The 18421-nt window shown below is 70.7% G+C and carries 14 protein-coding genes and 1 pseudogene; 4 read left to right on the top strand and 11 right to left on the bottom strand.

The features are described 5' to 3' along the window. Window positions 1-188 precede the first annotated feature (188 nt). From ACIRP7_RS20305 to ACIRP7_RS20295, 3 genes are all read left to right on the top strand, one after another. Window positions 189-1835 carry a rhamnogalacturonan lyase B N-terminal domain-containing protein gene (locus ACIRP7_RS20305; RefSeq protein ID WP_403661108.1) on the top strand — a complete coding sequence of 549 codons (1647 nt, stop codon included), beginning with the start codon at window positions 189-191 and terminating at the stop codon, window positions 1833-1835. A gap of 578 nt (window positions 1836-2413) precedes the next feature. Next, the gene (locus ACIRP7_RS20300) at window positions 2414-3823 is read left to right on the top strand and encodes a glycoside hydrolase family 76 protein (RefSeq protein WP_403661105.1); all 1410 of its coding nucleotides are present in this window, start codon (window positions 2414-2416) and stop codon (window positions 3821-3823) included. A gap of 112 nt (window positions 3824-3935) precedes the next feature. Next, complete coding sequence (locus ACIRP7_RS20295) at window positions 3936-5138, top strand: glycoside hydrolase family 64 protein (protein WP_403661102.1); 1203 nt, start codon at window positions 3936-3938, stop codon at window positions 5136-5138. Between the two features lie 165 nt (window positions 5139-5303). Here ACIRP7_RS20295 and ACIRP7_RS20290 read toward each other — a convergent pair whose 3' ends face one another. The 5 genes from ACIRP7_RS20290 to ACIRP7_RS20270 all read right to left on the bottom strand — a co-directional run bounded on the left by ACIRP7_RS20290 (window position 5304) and on the right by ACIRP7_RS20270 (window position 8793). Continuing rightward, window positions 5304-6401, bottom strand: a complete 1098-nt coding sequence (locus ACIRP7_RS20290; RefSeq protein ID WP_403661099.1) for a HoxN/HupN/NixA family nickel/cobalt transporter — start codon at window positions 6399-6401, stop codon at window positions 5304-5306. Between the two features lie 146 nt (window positions 6402-6547). After that, complete coding sequence (locus ACIRP7_RS20285; protein WP_403661096.1) at window positions 6548-6874, bottom strand: nitrile hydratase accessory protein; 327 nt, start codon at window positions 6872-6874, stop codon at window positions 6548-6550. A gap of 31 nt (window positions 6875-6905) precedes the next feature. Then, window positions 6906-7529: a nitrile hydratase subunit alpha gene (nthA, locus tag ACIRP7_RS20280; RefSeq protein ID WP_403661093.1), complete on the bottom strand. Its 624-nt coding sequence runs from the start codon at window positions 7527-7529 to the stop codon at window positions 6906-6908. Continuing rightward, a complete protein-coding gene (gene nthB, locus ACIRP7_RS20275) occupies window positions 7526-8278 on the bottom strand; it encodes a nitrile hydratase subunit beta (protein ID WP_403661090.1) in 753 nt (250 codons plus the stop codon). Before nthB ends, nthA begins: the two co-directional genes overlap by 4 nt. Continuing rightward, the gene (locus ACIRP7_RS20270) at window positions 8275-8793 is read right to left on the bottom strand and encodes a DUF1097 domain-containing protein (protein WP_403661747.1); all 519 of its coding nucleotides are present in this window, start codon (window positions 8791-8793) and stop codon (window positions 8275-8277) included. The genes nthB and ACIRP7_RS20270 overlap by 4 nt, the downstream gene beginning before the upstream one ends. Before the next feature lie 610 nt (window positions 8794-9403). Here ACIRP7_RS20270 and ACIRP7_RS20265 point away from each other — a divergent pair. After that, window positions 9404-10471: a GlxA family transcriptional regulator gene (locus ACIRP7_RS20265; RefSeq protein WP_403661087.1), complete on the top strand. Its 1068-nt coding sequence runs from the start codon at window positions 9404-9406 to the stop codon at window positions 10469-10471. A gap of 104 nt (window positions 10472-10575) precedes the next feature. On the opposite strand, the gene ACIRP7_RS20260 is transcribed toward ACIRP7_RS20265, so the two are convergent. The 6 genes and pseudogenes from ACIRP7_RS20260 to ACIRP7_RS20235 form a co-directional block, all read right to left on the bottom strand. Next, complete coding sequence (locus ACIRP7_RS20260; protein WP_403661085.1) at window positions 10576-11292, bottom strand: alpha/beta fold hydrolase; 717 nt, start codon at window positions 11290-11292, stop codon at window positions 10576-10578. Window positions 11293-11309: 17 nt separating this feature from the next. Beyond that, window positions 11310-12281, bottom strand: a complete 972-nt coding sequence (locus tag ACIRP7_RS20255; RefSeq protein ID WP_403661082.1) for an alpha/beta hydrolase — start codon at window positions 12279-12281, stop codon at window positions 11310-11312. Between the two features lie 53 nt (window positions 12282-12334). Then, a complete protein-coding gene (locus ACIRP7_RS20250; RefSeq protein ID WP_403661079.1) occupies window positions 12335-13258 on the bottom strand; it encodes a helix-turn-helix domain-containing protein in 924 nt (307 codons plus the stop codon). Window positions 13259-13369: 111 nt separating this feature from the next. Next, a complete protein-coding gene (locus ACIRP7_RS20245; protein WP_403661076.1) occupies window positions 13370-15139 on the bottom strand; it encodes a BTAD domain-containing putative transcriptional regulator in 1770 nt (589 codons plus the stop codon). Between the two features lie 11 nt (window positions 15140-15150). Then, a complete protein-coding gene (locus ACIRP7_RS20240; protein ID WP_403661073.1) occupies window positions 15151-17931 on the bottom strand; it encodes an ATP-binding protein in 2781 nt (926 codons plus the stop codon). Between the two features lie 95 nt (window positions 17932-18026). Then, window positions 18027-18299, bottom strand: a pseudogene (locus ACIRP7_RS20235) (barstar family protein); the annotation flags it as partial. Window positions 18300-18421: the final 122 nt, after the last annotated feature.

The following is an 18421-nucleotide window of genomic DNA, read 5'->3' as shown; positions in this document are numbered from 1 at the left end:
AGAAGTGAAAAGAAGCGTTCATGATCAGTCGAATTCGCTGTCGAATCCCGAATGTCGGGACCGAATGTGACGTGGCATTACATCTGCATGGCCATTGCTCCCCGATCTTCGTGCGGAGCCGCCGGGACAGGCAGGCTCGGGACAGACACCTCTCCCCAACCTCCCCCAGCACCACAGGAGTTGACCGCATGTCGTACGACAGCCCGTTGTCCCGCCGTACCGTCCTCGCCTCGGCGGCGGGAATCGCCCTTGCCCTCGCCACCCCCGTCAGGGCCTCGGCCGCGGGCTTCGGCCACACCGACGACGGCACGAACTACGTCGTCGACACGGGTGCCGGCCTGGTCTTCAAGGTCAACCACAGCAACGGTGACCTCTCGTCCTTCGTCTACCAGGGCACCGAGTACCAGGGCTACGACGGCAAGAACTCCCACATCGAGAGCGGCCTCGGCACCTCGACGGTCACGATCTCCACGCCCGCCACGGGAGTCGTCCTCATCAAGGTCGTCCACGGCACCCTGATCCACTACTACGTGGCGCGCAGCGGCGAGAACAACATCTACCTCTTCACCTACAAGCCCGACACCTCCGTGACCGCCAGCCGCTACATCGCACGCCTGAAGCCCGGCATCTTCCCGACCACCTACCCGGACACCTGGTCCAACTCCGACACCGTCATCGAGTCCGCCGACGTCTTCGCCAAGGCCGACGGCACCACCCGGTCCAAGCACTTCTCCCACCTGCGGACCATCGACTACGACTACTTCGGCTTCAGTACGTCGGCCGCCTCGGTCTGGGTCGTCCGATCCACCAAGGAGAAGGACTCCGGCGGCCCCTTCATCCGCCAACTCCTGCGCCACGGCAACGAGTCGGGTGCCGGGCTCTACGAGCACCTCTACTACGCCGAGGGCCAGACGGAGGCCGAGCGCTTCGGGCTGCACGGCCCGTACGTCCTCGCCTTCACCGACGGGGCGGCGCCCACCGCCGCCGTGTCCGGGCGGGACAACACCGCCTGGGTGGACGCCCTCGGCCTCACCGGCTGGACCGGCGCGAGCGGTCGCGGGCGGATCGTCGGCAACGGGCTCGCGGGGCGGGACATTTCGCACCCCTACGTCGTGGGCGTGGCCAACGCCGACGCGCAGTACTGGGCGAAGGCGGACGCGAGTACGGGGAAGTACGCGATCACCGGCATCCTGCCCGGTACGTACACCCTCACCGTCTACAAGGGCGAACTCGCCGTACACACCCAGGACATCACGGTCACCGCGGGCGCCGTCACCACGGTGCACACCATCACGATCACCGGCGACCCCGCCGCCGACACCGCGATCTGGCGCATCGGCGACTGGAACGGCACCCCGGCCGGCTTCAAGAACGCCTCCCTCGTCACCTACGCCCACCCCTCCGACTCCCGCGCCGCCGCCTGGACCGCCGCCACCTATGTCGTCGGCACCTCGACGGCCTCGGCCTGGCCCGCCTACCAGTTCAAGGAGATCAACCAGGGCCTCCTGGTCTCCTTCACCCTCACCGCCGCCCAGGCCTCCACCGACCGCACCCTGCGCATCGGCATCACCACCGCCAAGGCGGGCGGCCGCCCCCAGATCACCGTCAACGACGCCTGGACCTCCGCCGTCCCGGCCGCCGCGACCGAGCCGTCCACGCGGACCCTGACGGTCGGCAGCTATCGCGGCAACAACCACACGTACGAGTACGTCATCCCCGCCGCGCACCTGGTGACCGGCACCAACACCCTGCGCATCGACGCCGCCAGCGGCTCGGCGGGCGGCGGGGGCTACCTCAGCCCCGGCTACGGCTTCGACGCCCTGGACCTGCTCTGAGGACGTGACCGACAGGGGCGCGCTGTGCCGGCGCCCCAGCAGGATCAGGAGTCACGTTTGCCTGGGCCTGAGGTGAGACGACCGAGGTGTCGGCGCGCGGGGCAGGCTCCCGCTGGTGCACGTGGCGGGGCTTCCATGCGCGTATCCGACGGCCTGCGGTGCGCCCGCGGACGCGGGGCGGCTACGCGACGGCGAGACAGTTCTGATCCATGGGGCAGCGGGCGGAGTCCGTTCGGCCGCGGCGCGTCCTGGGCTACGACGCGGCCCGCCGTTCCCCTGCCACGATCGGCGAGCACCTGCCCAGGGCGTCCTTCTGCCTGACGCGGGCGGCCCGAGAGCACCGTGCCGACGGACTGCCAGTCAGCGAGGGCCCGTACGTGCGGACTGCCGCCGATGCGAGGCTGCGCTCATAAGGTCCAGACCATTGACGCGTACACCGCTTCCGGTTAGCGTCTGCGACACGCTTTCAAGGACCAGCCCCTGTGCCCCCACCGCAGTGCTCGGCAAGCCTCGGGAGTTCTTCCATGCAAGCCAAGGGATCGTTGTCCGCCGCACTTCTGCCAAGTTTCCTGATAACGATGTCAGTCGGCCTGGCTCAGGTCGCTCCCACCGCCTCCGCGGCCGCGGCGGCAGCGGTGTGCAACAAGTACTGCGACGCGCGGGACCCGGCCCTCAGCGGCCAGGACCGCAGACCCGTCACCGCGACGCTCTTCGCGCGCACATTCGTGCTGCACTTCGACGACGCCGACGCCATGGGCTGGGCGTCCGTGGGCAACGGCAGCCCCGGGGACGAGGTGTGGATGGACCGTTCGTTCGACGGCGGCCGCACGTGGTCCTCGGGCAGCAGGATCGGCGCCACCACGATCCCCGCCGGCCGGACCGACTGGCGGACCCTGATGTACAACGTCGACGACTGGGCGAACCACGGCGTCGGCGCGTTGCGCGCCTGCGGCAGGGCCGCCGACCGCACCGACATCGTCAGCTCGCCCTGGGCCCGCTCCACCTGGAACGCCGCCGACCGGCGCACCGTCGCGGCCACCGCGCAGATGCAGTTCTACGACTACGACACCGGCCTGTTCGACACCACCGGCTGGTGGAACTCCGCTAACGCGCTGCACGCCGTCATCGACAACGCCCGGGTGACCGGCATGCGGAGCTACACATACGCCATCAGCCGCACCTACGACCTACAGGTCAACGCCGCTGCCGGGCAGTTCCGCAACGACTACATCGACGACACCGGATGGTGGGGCCTGACCTGGATCGCGGCCTACGACCTGACCGGTGACAGCCGCTACCACGCCACAGCCCGGGCCGACGTGGATCACATGGCCTCCTACTGGGACAACACCTGTGGCGGCGGTGTGTGGTGGAGCACCGTGAAGACCGTGAAGAACGCGATACCCAACTCCCTCTACATCGAGCTCAACGCAGCCCTGCACAACCGCCTCCCGGGTGACACGACATACCTTCAGCGCGCGAAGGCGGACTGGACCTGGTTCCAGGGCACCGGCATGGTCAACTCCGACCGGACGGTGGGCGACGGAATCAGCCTGAGCACGTGCAAGAACGCCAACGCCGCGGTCCGGTCGTACAACCAGGGCCAACTGGTCGGCGGTCTGACCGAGCTCCACAAGGCCACGGCCGACTCCTCCGTCCTCACCGCTGCCCGTCGGACCGCCGACGCCAATACCACCTCCAGCAAACTCAACACCTCGGCCGGCATCCTCAAGGACCCCTGCGAGAGCGGTGACTGCGGCGCCGACGGTCCCTTTTTCAAGGGCGCCGACGTGCGCGGCCTGGCGAAGCTCGACGCGGTCCTGTCCGACCGCCCGTACAGGGCGTACCTCAGCAGGCAGGCCGCCCAGGCGTACGAGTCCGACCGCAACGCGCTCGACCAGTACGGCTTGCGCTGGTACGGCCCCCTGGACAAGACCGGCGCCGCCCGCCAGCAGAGTGCCCTCGATCTGATGAACGCCGCCTCCTGACTCCCACCAGCCGGCGGGCCGCAAGAGGAGGAGACCTCACCGGCGACGGGCAGGACGGCCGGAATCCAAGCCCTTCCCCTCACGTCTGCGCACCAGGAACAAGGAGAAGAATGTGTCCATCTCAGTGACGCGAAGGACGCTCGCCGCCGTACTGGCAGCCCTGGCCATCGGTCTGGGTGTCACCGTGACGGGCCCCGGCAGCCACGCCCAGGCCGCCGTGCCCAGCACCATCCCGCTGACCATCAGCAACAACTCGGGGCGCGGTGACCAGGTCTACGTCTACAACATCGGCACCCTGCTCACCACCGGCCAGCAGGGCTGGGCCGACGCGAACGGTACGTTCCACGTCTGGCCCGCCGGGGGCAACCCGCCGACAAACGCGCCCGACGCGTCGATCGCAGGACCGGCCAACGGCCAGGCGATGACGCTGCGGATGCCGAAGTTCTCCGGTCGGGTCTACTTCTCCTACGGCCAGAAGCTCGTCTTCAAGCTGACCACCGGCGGACTCGTCCAGCCCGCGGTGCAGAACCCGTCCGACCCCAACAGGAACATCCTGTTCAACTGGACCGAGTACACCCTCAACGACTCCGGACTGTGGATCAACAGCACCCAGGTCGACATGTTCTCCGCGCCGTACGCGGTCGGCGTGAAGGCCGGCGACGGCACGGTGAGGAACACCGGCCACCTGAAGCCCGGCGGCTACAACGGCTTCTTCAGTGCGCTGCGCGGCCAGCCGGGCGGCTGGGCGAACCTCATCCAGACCCGTTCCGACGGCACGGTCCTGCGGGCCCTGGCACCGGGACACGGCATCGAGGCGGGCGCGCTGCCGGCGAACGTGATGGACGACTACGTCAACCGTGTGTGGCAGAAGTACAGCACTTCGACCCTGACGGTCACGCCCTTCGGTGATCAGCCGAACACCAAGTACTACGGGCGGGTCTCCGGCAACGTCATGAACTTCACCAACGGCGCCGGCGCCGTCGTCACGACCTTCCAGAAGCCCGACTCCGACAGCATCTTCGGCTGCTACAAGCTCCTGGACGCACCGAACGACCTGGTACGCGGCCCGATCTCCCGCACCCTGTGCGCAGGCTTCAACCGCTCGACGCTGCTGACGAACCCCAACCAGCCCGACACCAGCGGTTCCGGCTTCTACACGGACGGGGTCACCAACCACTACGCCCGCAAGATCCACGCGCAGATGGCCGACGGCAAGGCGTACGCCTTCGCATTCGACGACGTGGGCAACCACGAGTCGCTGGTGAACGACGGAAATCCGCAGCAGGCGTACATCACCCTCGACCCCTTCAACTGACCCCGGGATCCCGGGGCTTCCCGGGCCGACGGAGAATCGGTTGCCGCCACCTGCGGTGCCAGGCATCCCATTCCCGAGGTGGACCTGAAGGTGCCGTTGCTGACGGCTCCCAGGGCCGCCGGAACGGCGTCGCGCAGCGCAGCAGCCGTGAGCCGGTACCGGAGTTCAGGATCGCTGGACTGCGTCATCAGCGGTGCCTGGCCGGTCGCCGTACTTCTCGGCGAGTCCGCGGAAACGCCAGAGGGCGGCGGCGCAGAGCCAGGACGCCGCGAAGATGGCGACCACGATGTAGCCGAGCAGTTCGAAGTGGTCGGCCAGGGAGGCGTAGGCGGTGACGAGCGTCCCGGCGTTGGTGGCGTCGGCGACGAGCCCCGCGACGTAGACGCTGGCGATGAAGGCGGCCACGGCCACCGTCATGCCGGTCGTGGCGATGTTGTAGTAGAGCCTGCGGGCGGGGCTGCGGTACGCCCACGAGTACAGGCGGGACATCAGCATGCTGTCGGCGGTGTCGAAGGCACTCATCCCCGCGGCGAAGAGCAGCGGGAGGGAGAGGACGGCGAGGAGGGGCAGGCCGGACCCGTGGGCGGCGGCGCTGGCGGACAGGGCGAGCAAGGTGATCTCGCTGGCGGTTTCAAGACCGAGGCCGAAGAGAATGCCGACCGGGTACATGTGCCATGACGAACGGATCAGTCCGCGGGCGCGGCGGCCGAGGATACGGTTCATCAGGCCGCGGTTGAGCAGGTGCTCATCGAGCTCACCCTGGTCCAGACGGCCCGAGGTCATACGCCGCCACAGGCCGACGATGCCGGCCAGCACCATGAGGTTGAGCACGGCGACGAGCAGCAGGAACACCATGGCCACGATCTGCGAGACCAGACCGCCGACGTGGCGAAAGGTGTCGATGCCCGAACCGGCGGCGCCCGCGGCAAGGGCGACGACGAAGGCGAGAGCGAGGACCACGGTCGAGTGGCCCATGGCGAAGAAGAAGCCCACGCCGACGGGTCTGCGTCCGCGTTGCATCATCAGGCGGGTGGTGTCGTCGATGGCGGCGATGTGGTCGGCGTCGAAGGCGTGTCGCATGCCGAGCGTGTAGGCGAGGGTTCCGGCTCCGGCGAAGGCCCCCGCGCCGGCCGGGCCACTGGCGTAGAAGAGGTACAGGCTCCATCCGATGACGTGCAGGGCGGCGATGACGCCGACGATGCCCGTGATGCGCAGCCGTTCGGCGCGGGTCCATCGGCCGGCGGTGATGGTCGTTGTGGTCACACACACATCCTTGGCGGGGGGCACCGCGCGGTGCCGTCAACAGTGGGAGAGGGCGGGCCGCACCCGCTGGTCGTGCGCCATGAGCGGGTGCGGCCCCGGGGGACGGGCCGTTACGGACGTCCTGGTGGGCGAGCTCTTGGAGCGGTTTACGCCCCGAGCAGGGCACGCATCTCGTCGTCGGCGACCAGGTCGTGATCGACCAGTACGCCTTCGAGCGCCGCGAGCCAGTGCTCGTAGTACTGCCAACCGCCCTGCTCGGTCGCGGCGGTGGCCTCCCATGCGCCGATGGCGGCGATGAGCCGCTGCTGGAACGCGTCCCACGGGTAGTGGCCGAACTCGGACAGGGCCACGGCGACGCCGAACGCCCGGCGCTGCCAGTCGGCGTCGAAAGTGGGCGCGTTCATGTCGGTGACGCAGGTGTGGTGCAGGGGCGAGGCGGGCGAGGTGGGCGTGGTGGTGGCGGTGGCCTCCATGGATTCCCTTTCTGTGGTGTCCGGGTGCGGCTCAGGCGGCAGGTGAGGGAACCTCGGCGATGCCGATCATCGATTCGGTGGTGATCAGGGCGGCGAGTTCCTCCTCGCTCATGCCGTCGGTCCCGGAGGGCCGCCGCGGAATGACGAACCAGCGGGAATGACCGCTGCTGTCCCACACCCGCAGTTCGACGGAGGGGTCGAGGTCCAGGCCGGTCTCCTTGAGCACCACACGGGGCTCCCGGGCCGCGCGGGCGCGGAAGGTCGGGTCCTTGTACCAGTACGGCGGGAGGCCGAGCACGGGCCAGGGGAAGCAGGAGCACAGGGTGCAGATGACCAGGTTGTGCACGCCGGGGACGTTGGCCACGGCCTGCAGGTGTTCGCCCTCGGCGCCGTCCATGCCGATGGGGAGGTCGAGTTCCGCGACGGCGGCCGGTGTGTCCTTGACGAGTCGTTCCGCGAACTCCGGGTCCGTCCAGGCACGGGCGACGATCTTGGCTCCGTTGAGCGGCGTCATGTCGGTCTCGAAGTAGCCGAGGACCTTGTCGACGGTGGCGTCGGTGATCACGCCCTTCTCGATGAGCAGGGCTTCCAGCGCCCGCACGCGGGCGGCGCTGCGGGCTTCGCGGTCCTCGGGGTAGCCGAACTGCACGGTCACTGCTGTTCCTCCGTCGCGTGGGTGAGGTAGGCCTGGTAGAGCTCGCCGTAGAGCACGGCCCCGGGTTCGGCGAGTTCTCCCCAGAGGTCGGTCGGTTCGAAGCGGACGGCGTAGACCGGCATCGGCTCTCCGATGCCGTCGGGGCCGGTGGAGCAGAAGTAGCCGTAGTTGCCCTCGAAGACGCGCTCCACGGTGCCGGTGCGGCCGCGCAGATTGCCCGGCAGCCGGGTGTGTTCGGTGGGCGGCACGTCCGTGACGGTCACCCGGTCACCGACGGCGAAGGCCGGGGACTCGGCCGGACCCTGGCGGGGGGAGTCGCCCTCGCGCAGGTAGCGGATGACCTGGTCGTCGATGCGTTCGTCCCCGCCCTCGGGCAGGTCGAGTCCCGGCTCCTGGAGGTACTCCGCGGCCTTCGCCTCCAGCTCCTCCTCGGTGATGTAGCCCTGGGAGACGAAGAACCCGCCGATGCCGCCGAGCCACTTCTCGTAGTAGCGGTACTGGAAGTAGGCGAAGGGGTGCATCGCCTCGGCACCCTTGCGCAGGTCCGCCCAGGTCCACACGGAGGAGAAGGCAGTGGGAACGTCGTCGATCGGGTACTGGGGCACAGCGTCGGTGAGGTGGGCGCTCAGTCCCATCATCGCGACGTGGATGCCGAAGATGCGCTGCTCCCAGTCCTCGACGAAGACACGGGGCTCGTAGGCGACGGAGCCGAGGTTTTCCAGCCCTCCGAGATGGTGCTGAAGTTTCATGACTGTCCTTCCGGGGCCGGCTCGGCGGCCGTGCGGGCGGTCATCGCGGCTCCCCAGTACTCCGAGGCGATGCCGAACACCGCGCCCAGCACCATGGACAGGGCCGCGACGAGCGCCGGGTTGCTGATGGACGCGGTGGTGATGTCGTGGCCGGTGGCGGCCACGGTGCCGACCGTGGAGGCGAATCCCCACACGATGGCCGGGAGTTTCGAGAGCAGGGGGATCTTCGACGCCTGCACCATGGCGGCGCTGCCGACACCCACGGCGATGGCGGCGACGGCGGTGCCGCCGCCCAGTGCGTGGATGACCAGCAGCGTGAGTGAGGCGATGGCAATGCCGGTCAGGTTCGAGGCGATCGACCTCGCCATGCCGTCGGTGCCGGCTCCGAGAATGAAGAAGGAGGCCCAGGCAATGAAGATGACCCAGACCGGAACGGTCAGGACGGTTGCGGTCAGCAGCGTGGCGACTCCGCCGAGTACGCCGATGCTGATCGACAAAGCATTTAGCTGGCGCATGGCCAAACCACTCCTCTGGCGCCGGGTTCGCACGGCCCGGCGGAATTCGTGCCCGAACACGGGCAGGCGATAATTGGCCCGCTGAGAGGCGGAAAAGAATGGAATCCATGCCGCAGAGGTTCTGTGCGGGGATTCTGACGTGAGCAGGCGTGCTTCTTCGGCTTCTGCTGCCGAATATGTCCTGGCAGGGTGCCCCGCGACGACCGGGATTACGGCGGTGCCAATTGTGTCGGCTACGGCGCGGTGAGACATCAATAGGTTCCGGCTACCGTGTTTCACTCAAGTTAACGACGGCTGAATAAATGATGTCCGCAATTGACGGTTGCGGTATTGGTGTGGCAATGCAGAAAAAGCCGCCCAGGCCTGTCGCTCAGGCCATGGGAGGCTGCAAGGTCTATGTGGGCACTGGACCAATCTGGTCTTCGTGCGGTTAGTATTCCTCACCCGGTATTTGCGGGAACCCGGATACCCGGCCAGGTGATTTGCTCGGCTCCTAACGTTCCCGCCCGGAGGGGACACGGGCCAAGGGCTGCAACGGACACACGAGCCACGATTTCGGACACGAGGGCAAGCCTCGCGCTCCACCACCACCGCCTGAGGAGGTCGGACTATGAACCGGAGTATCGCGGCCGCGGACCGCGGAGCCGAGCGGACCATGGCCTTCGTCCTGTACGACAAGGTGACGCTGCAGGACGTGGCGGCGCCGCTGGAGATCTTCGCCCGGGCCAACGACTTCGGGGCCCGCTACCGGGTGCTGCTGATCTCGCCCACGGGGCAACCGGTCGGGACCACCGCGTTCACCCGGCTGAGCGCGGACATTGCCGTGACCGATGCTCCCGACTCCATCGACACCCTCCTGGTGCCGGGAGGTGTACCGGCCGACTTCACGTTCGCCTCGGGCACGCACGACATTCCGGAGGAGCTGACCCCGGACACGGTCCCCGAGGCGCTGGCGATGGTCCGCGAACTGGCGCCCCGGGCATCGCGGATCGCCTCCGTCTGTACCGGGGCCTTCGTGCTGGCCGCCCTCGGGCTGCTGGACGGACGTCGGGCGACGACCCACTGGGCGCACTGCGCGCGGCTCGCCCGGGAGTACCCCCGTATCGACGTGGATCTGGACGCCCTCTTCGTCCAGGACGGCCCCTACGTCACCGGGGCCGGCATCAGTGCGGGCACCGACATGGCCCTGGCCATCGTCGAGAACGACTACGGCACCGACGTCGCCCGCAGGGTCGCCCGGTGGATGGTCGTCTTCCTGCAACGCCCGGGTGGCCAGGCCCAGTTCAGTGTCTGGTCCGAGGCGGGCGCCCCCACCACGCGCGGCCTGCGCCAGGTCCTGGACTCAGTGGTCCTCGATCCGGCGGCAGACCACTCGAGCGCGGCGATGGCCGGCCGAGCGGCGGTGAGCGAACGTCACCTGGGGCGGATGTTCCGCGACGAGGTGGGCATGACGCCGGCCCGCTACGTGGAGCAGACCCGGCTGGAGGCGGCCAAGCTTCTCCTGGTGAGCGGCGACGAGAGTCAGGAGTCCGTCGCACGGCGTGCGGGCTTCGGCTCCCCGGAGACGATGAGACGGATCTTCCGCCGCAACCTCGGAGTCTCACCGGGCGGTTATCGCAGCCGGTTCCGTACCACCGGCATCGACCGCCAGGAGACGGAGCCCGACGAGGACGGATGATCCGGTGAAGTCCTCACCCCCGTGCGTCCCCGACCGTTGCACACGTACGCAGCCGCGCGGACGGCGCCGTACGCCCTCCGCGCGGCTGTCGCTCCGCAGAGCGGTCAGCTCGTCGCCCGTACCGCGTCGCGGATCAGGGCGGCGACCTCCTTGGGCTGGGAGACGGCGACCGCGTGGGAGGCGCCCGCCAGCTCGACGATCGTCGCGCCGGCCCGCTTCGCGCCGAAGCGCTCCACCTCCGGGTTGATCGCCTGGTCGGCTTCGGCCACCAGCGCCCAGGACGGCTTGGTCTTCCACGCGGCGGCCGACGCCGGCTCGGTGAACGACGAGGCGGCCAGCGGGCGTTGGGACACCGCCAGCGCCTTGGTGACCGGGGCGGGCACGTCGGCGGCGAAGATGCCGGGGAACGCGTCGGCCTGGATGGTGACCTCGACGGCCGTCTCCCCGCCCTCGACCGGGTAGGTCCACTCCTTGAGGTTGCTGACGAGCTGCGAGAGCGGGAAGCGGCCCTGCAGCTCACCGAGGCTCTCGCCCTCCTCGGGGACGTAGGCCGCGATGTAGACGAGGCCGACGACGTTCTCCGTCGTACCGGCGACGGAGATGACCGCGCCGCCGTACGAGTGCCCGACCAGGACGACCGGGCCGTCGACCTGCGCGGCCACGGAGGCTATGTACGCGGCGTCGGCGGCCAGCCCGCGCAGCGGGTTCGGCGGAGCGATCACGGGGATGCCCTGGTTCTGCAGCTCCGCGACGACACCGGCCCAGCTGCCGGCGTCGGCGAAGGCGCCGTGCACGAGAAGGGCGGTGGGTGTGGTGGTCATGTTCTGTGTCTCCCGGGTCAGTTGGTGTGCAGGGCCGTGCGCAGGGTGGCGACGGCCTGGTTGATGGCGGCTTCGGCGGCGTGGGTCCCGCGCAGGGTGTTGAGCATCACGAAGTCGTGGATGATGGCCTGGTAGCGCACGGCGGTGACCGCGACCCCGGCTTCGCGCAGCTTGTTGGCGTACGCCTCGCCCTCGTCGCGCAGCACGTCCGCCTCACCGGTGATGACCAGGGCCGGGGGCAGCCCGGCGAGCTGCTCGGTCGATGCCCGCAGCGGGGACGCGGTGATCTGCGCCCGCTCCGCCTCGTCCGTCGTGTACTGGTCCCAGAACCACTGCATGCCGTCCCGGCGCAGGAAGTAGCCGGTGGCGAACTGGTGGTAGGAGCCGGTGTCGAAGCTCGCGTCGGTCACCGGGTAGAACAGCACCTGCTGCACCAGCGGGACATCGCCGCGCTCCTTGGCCATGAGGGTCAGCGCAGCCGTCATGTTGCCCCCCACCGAGTCACCGGCCACCGCCAGCCGGGAGCCGTCCAGGTCCTTGGTGAAGCCCTGCTCGACGACCCACTTCGCGACGGTGTAGTTCTGCTCGATGGCGACCGGGTAGCGCACCTCGGGGGAGAGGTCGTACTCCGGGAAGACGACGGCCGCCCCTGCGCCGACGGCGAGTTCGCGCACCAGTCGGTCATGGGTGTGGGCGTTGCCGAACACCCAGCCCGCGCCGTGGATGTAGAGGATGACCGGGAGGGTTCCGGTGGCGCCGGCGGGCTTGACGATGCGGGCCCGGACGCTGCCGGTCGGGCCGCCGGACACCGTGATCCACTCCTCGTCGATCGCGGGCTTGGCGATCTCGCCGGACTGCACCTCGTCGACGGCCTTGCGGCCCTCGGCGGGCGGCAGATCGAAGAGGTAGGGCGGGTTGGCGGTGGCCTCGACGAAGGCCTGGGCGGCCGGTTCGAGGACCGGCTTGACCGGTTCGGCGGTCTCGGACATGGAGTTCTCCCGAAATTTCTCGCTGGTGATGCGCGGGCGCGTCGACGAGCACGCTAGGAGCGCGGGACGGTGGTGAGTTGTCCACCAGTGCATGGGCGCTGATCCACCAGTGCACCGGAACGCGCGCCCGCCGAAGACGCGCCGGGGTACGGCGTGCGTCCGCCGGCCGTGTCCCGCCACTCGCTCGGGGACATCCCGTATGCGGCGCGGAACACCCGGCTGAAGTGCGGGGCGTTGAGGAAGCCCCAACGGGCGGCGACCGCCGCGATGGTGCGCCGGCCCCGCACCCGGTGCAGCAGATCGCGCCGGCACTCCTCGAGGCGACGGCGCTGGATCCACCGGCCGACCGTCGTGCCCTCGTCCTGGAACAGTTTGTGCAGATAACGCACCGAGATGTGATGTGCCGCGGCGATCGTCTCGGGCGAGAGGTCCGGATCCGCGAGACGGCGGTCGATGAACCCCTGGATCCTGGACAGCAGTGACTGCGTACCCGACGGCTGGGCGGTGCCCTCGCCCGACTGCTCGGTGGCCAGCGTGGCCAGGAGGTTCACGGCGTTCCAGGCGAGCATCTCGCGGGTCGCGGGCGGCGAGACGGAGACCGTGTCGGCGAGTTCGGACAGGAACGGCGACAGCAGACCGCCCAGCCGGGACGACCGGCTGACCGGGGCCGCCATGACCCGCCGCAGCGCGTGGTCCGGCAGCCCCAGCGCCTCGCGTGTCACGAGGAACACCTTCAGCCGGGCCCGGGGAAGCTCCAGCGAGGGTGGACGGTCCGTGTCGTAGAAGCAGATGTCGCCGGGGTCGAGCGGGATGTCCACAAAACCCTCCGGGGCGGGGATGCCGCCCCGCACGCCCACGAAGAGGAACTCGCCGCCGACGCGGGCGGACAGCCGGTGCGCCCTGGTCCGCGGCCACCGCCCACCCGGCAGCCGCACCGGCGCCGTGTCGGTGACGACGATCTCGACGCCCAAGGGCATCCGGCGCACCTCCGAACAGAGTCGAACAGAATCTTTCATCGCATCGGAGCCTAGGTGCGAAGGTGTGAAAAAAGAGTGACAGAGAAGTGATGACGGCGCTCTGGCCTGAGGTTATGGTCGCCGGTCGAGCTCGGCGGCGAACACCCGCAGCAAGACGTGGGCGGTGTAGCGGCCGGGCGCGGCTTCGTCGACGAGATGGGCGTCGGCAAGCTCGTCGAGGAGTCGGCGGGCCGTGCGCACGGGCAGATCGGCCACCGCGGCGGCAGCATCCGCGGTGAGGTCCGGGCCGCCCCCGGGGGACAGCAGACGCAGCAGCCGGGCGGCGTCGTCCGACAGGCGCCGGTAGGAGGCGGCGAACGCGGCGCGTACGTCGGCGAGGGCGTCGAGGCTGCCTCGGGACCGGCGCAGCTCGGCGGCTACGGCCGCGAGGGGGAGGCCGGGGCGGGCCGCGGCCCCGGCGGCCACGACGGCCAGGGCAAGCGGCAGCCGTCCGCAGTACGCCACGATCTCCCGCGCCGCCGCGGGATCGGCGGCCGGTCGCTCCCGGCCGAGGTGCCGGGCCAGAACGGCGAGGGCGTCCGCGGTGGATGGCAGGTCCAGGTGCAGCGGCCGGGCCCCGGCGCCGACCAGGCCGGACAGGCCGCGCCGGCTGGTGATCAGGGTCAGGCAGCCGGGCGAGGCGGGAAGCAGGGCACGTACCTGCTCGGTGTCGAAGGCGTCGTCGAGCAGGAGGAGCATCCGGCGGCCGGACAGAACGCTCCGGTACAGCCCGGTGAGCGCGTCCGGACCGCTCGGCAGGCGGTGCCCGGGCACGCCGAGAACGGGAAGCAGGAAGCGCAGGGCCGCCTCAGGGGTCAGCGGGGCGTTGAGCGGGTCGAAACCCCTGAGATTCACGTGGAGTTGACCGTCGGGGTACCGTTCGGCGACCTCGTGGGCCCAGCGCACCGCCAGAGTGGTCTTTCCGATGCCCGGCATGCCGGTGAACAGGACGGTCGAGCAGTCGGCTGCCGTGCGCAGGCTGTCCAGTTCGGCCTGCCTGCCGGTGAACTGCTCGGACTGGGGCGGGAGTTGGGCGGGCCGTGCGAGGTCCCGCTTGCGCGGTGCGGACCGGACCTCCTGGCGCAGTACACGCGTGTGGGCCGCGGTCAGCTCCGCGCCCGGTGCGACATCCAGCTCCCGGGCCAGCAGCCGCCGTACCGACTCGTACGCCGCCAGCGCCTCGGCCTGCCGGCCGCAGGCGGCGAGTGCCAGGACGGTCCTCGCGTGCAGGGACTCGTTGAGGGGGTCGAGCCGGGCCGCGCGGCCGAGGTGGGGCAGTACGGGTTCGGGCGTGCCGCACAGCAGGGCCGCGTCGGTGGCCATCACCGTCGTACGGACGAGTTCGTGTTCGATCTCGGCGAACACGGCGTGCTGCCGCACGGGCGCGGGGATGCAGGCAGCCACCGGGCCCCGCCACTTGTCCAGCGCCTCGACGAAATGCCGCAGCGCCGGTTCTGGCCGCCCCGTGGCCGCCTCCCGCTTGGCCCGCCGGGTCAGGCCCCGGAACCTGAGCAGATCGACCTCGTTCTCGGCCACCTCCAGCCGGTATCCGTCGGCGCCGCGCGGCAGCCGGCGGCCGGGAGCGCGCGGCGGGAGTCCCGGCTCCAGCAGGCGGCGCAGGGAACCGACGTAGCGCCGGACCACGTTCATGGCGCTCGGGGGCGCGCCCTCCGGCCACAGTACGGCGACGATCTCGCCCGCGGGGACGGGCCGCCCCGCCCGCACCAACAGCAGGGCCAGCAGGGCGCGTTGCTGGGGAAAGCCGAGGTCGAGTTCGCTCTGGCCGCGGGTCGCCCGCAATGGGCCCAGTACCTCGAAACGCAGCGACTCGTCGTGTGCCATCGGTCGCCCCCTCAGGCGAGATCGCGTCCGCTGCCCCGGGCGGCGTGCAGCCGCTCCCGGACCTGTTCCGCGTCCGGGTGGCCCAGAGAGGTGAAGAGGGCGAGAGCCTGGCGCCAGGAGGTCTCCGCCTCCTCGGGGGCGCCCATGGCGAGCTGGGTGTCGCCGATGTGGGCGAGGGTGCAGGCCTCCAGGTAGGGGACACCCAACTCCCGGTACAGCGTCAGCGCGTTGTGGTAACCGAGCAGGGCGTGCGGGTGGCGGCCCAGTCCGTGCTGGGCGTAGGCGATGCTGTCCCAGGTGACCGCCTGACCGTAGCGGTCGCCCAGGTCCTGGAGCAGGGGGAGGGCCTCGAAGCAGTGGCTCAACGCCTGCCGGTACCGGCCGAGCAGCGCGTGGTACCAGCCGACTGAGTTGAGCACGCTGGCCTGCGCGGCCGGCGGTCCGCTCTGCCGGAACAGTTCCAGAGCCTGCTCGTTGTGCCGCAGGGCGCCGGGGAGGTCGCCCTGCTGTTCGCACTCCCAGCCGAGGCTGCGGTGGGTGTGGGCCTGCCCGGTCGTGTCGCCCAGCTCGGTGAAGAGATCCAGGGCGCGCCGGAGCCGGGCCACGGAACTGTCGTGCAGGCCCAGCCGCCCCTCCGCCCGGGCCAGCCCGCGCAGTCCGCGCGCCTCCCAGGCCGGATCCGACAGCCTGAGCGCGCAGTCGAGCGCCGTGCGCTGGGCGGCCGCTCCGTCGTGCCAGTGGCCCCGTCGGTCGAAGAACGGCTCCAGGGACCAGGCGAGTTGAGCGGCGAGGTGGTCGCGGCCGGAGCGTGCCGCCGCGTCGATCACGGCGAGCAGGACCCGGTACTCGGCGGCAAGCCAGGCCAGCGCGTCCTGGTCGTCGGACGGGGCTTGCGGGACGACGCCGGGCGGAGGCGGGTCCGGTGGCAGGGGATCGGCGTGCGGGGCGAGGAGCCGGTCGGCCGCGTGGGCGGTGTGCAGGTGGTGGGCGTACAGCCGCTCGACGGCCGCGGCACGGTCGTCCTCGTCCCGCACCAGTTCGGCCGCATGGGCGCGCACCAGGTCGTGCAGGGCGTACCGGCCGGGCGCGTGCTCGCGCGTCAGGTGCACGTCGGCGAGTTCCGCCAGCAGACCGCGCGCCTCCGGAACCGGAACCGCCGCCAGCGCGGCCGCGGCCGGGGCACCGACGTCCGGGCCGGGGTGCAGGCCGAGGAGCCGGAAGAGGCGGGCCGCGCCGGGCGAGACGGCACCCAGCGACCAGGAGAACACCGCGCCGAGGTTCACGGCCGGGTCGGTCCTGTTGAACGCGTCGAGACTGCCGTGCGCCGCCCGCAGTTCGGCCGCCACCGCCGACAGCGGGAAGTGCGGACGGGTCGCCGCGCGCGCCGCCACGCAGGCCAGCGCGAGCGGCAGCCCGGCACACAGAGCGGTGATCTCGCCGACCGCCCGGGACTCGCCGGCCAGCCGGGCCGCGCCGAGCCGACGCTTCAGGAACGCCCTGGCCTGCCCAGCGGCGGTGAGCGGGCGCAGGGTCAGCGCGTGCGCTCCGTGCGCGGCGATGAGTCCGGACAGGCTGCTGCGGCTGGTGACGATCGTCAGGCAGCCGGGGGTGCCCGGCAGCAACGGGCGTACCTGATCGGTGTCGCGCGCGTTGTCCAGCACGACCAGAAACCGCCGCCCGGCCAACAGGCCCCGGTAGAGGGCGGCCTGGGCCTCCACCGCGTTCGGCACCCGCTCGGGCGGCACCCCGAGCGCGTCCAGGAAGAGCCGGACCGCTTCGCCGGCGCTCATCACGGCACCGGACGGGTCGAAGCCGCGCAGATTGACGTAGAGCTGCCCGTCGGGGAACCGCTCGGCGACCCGATGCGCCAGGTGCACGGCGAGGGTGGTCTTCCCGATGCCGGCCATACCGCCGATCGCCGTGATGACCACCCTGTCGGTCGGGTCCGACCGGGCCAGTACGTCGTCCAGTTCGCTCTCGCGGCCGGTGAACGTCGGCAGGTCGTGCGGGAGTTGGGCGGGCCTGGGCAAGGAGGACTGCGGTGCGGCGTCCGGCAGCGACGCGCGGTGGGCTTCGCGCAGTTCGGCCCCGGGGTCGATGCCCAGCTCGTGGGCGAGGCGGGTGGCGGCGGTGCGGTAGGTGTCGACGGCCTCGCAACGCTGCCCCATGGCCGCCAGCACGAGGATGAGCCGGGCCAGCACCGGTTCGTCCAGCGGATCGTCGGCGGCGGCCTGCCGCAGCAGGGGCAGCACCACGCCCGGCACACCGGCGCGCAGCGCGGCGTCGGCGGCCTCCCGCACCGCCGCGTGGCGCTCCCGGTCGACGGCACCGAAACCGGCGCGCTCACGCACCTCGGCGGCGATGTCCCCGGCGACCGGTCCCTGCCACGACGAAAGGGCCTGGACGAGAAGCTCGACGGCGAGCCCGGCCTCCGCCCGCCGGGCCTCGTCCCGCAGCCGGCGGAACCGCAGCAGATCCAGCGAGTCGGCGTCGGCCGTCCACAGGTAACCGCCCGCGTCCCGGGCCAGCCACCGTCCTGCGGCCCGGACGGGCAGCCCGGGCTCCATCAGGCGACGCAGGGAGCCGATATGACGTCGGACCACGTTCACCGCGCTGTGCGGCGGACGCGCACCCCACAGCACGGTCACGATCTCGCTCACGGCCACCGGTTGCCCGGCACGCACCAGCAGCAGCGCCAGCAGGGCCCGTTCCTGCGGACCGCCGAGGGCTACGTCCGCCCCCGCCCGCTGCACCCGGACCGGCCCCAGAACCGAGAACTGCACCGGCTCCACCGGTCCTCCCCCTTGCTGATCTTCCCCACCCCGACTCTACGTGACGCTTCGCGTTACCTCGGGTCAGCTCAGGGAGGGCCGTACCGGCCCCTAATTCACCGGAGCACGACCGTGACGCCCCGCCGTTCGAGGAGCTGCACGATCTCCTCGAAGTAGGAGAGACCGTTCTCCGGATCCTCCACGACATCCCCGAGGGCGCGGCGTGCCACGTCGGAGTCGTGCCAGGTCAGGGTGAAGGGCGGGGCCACGCCGAAGCCACCGGTCAGGCAGTCCCTGAAGGCATTCCACTCCCGGCCGAAGGAGCGGCCCGGCCCGAGCAGGGCCTCGGCGATCGCGCAGTGCAGCCCGGGGACGTCCGTGACGAACCGGCCGTCGAGATGGTGCTCACCGCCGGGCCAGGAGTTGTGGTGCGGTCATCCAGGACGGGACAGAGCGGGATCCACCGGCCGATGACCGGGCCCCTCCGGTCACGTGCCGGCAGGACAGGCCG

The sequence above is a fragment of the Streptomyces sp. NPDC102270 genome, from assembly GCF_044766405.1.
Taxonomy (GTDB): domain Bacteria; phylum Actinomycetota; class Actinomycetes; order Streptomycetales; family Streptomycetaceae; genus Streptomyces.
The sequence above is the reverse complement of the archived record's forward strand: the minus strand, read 5'-3'. Positions and strand labels throughout refer to the sequence as shown.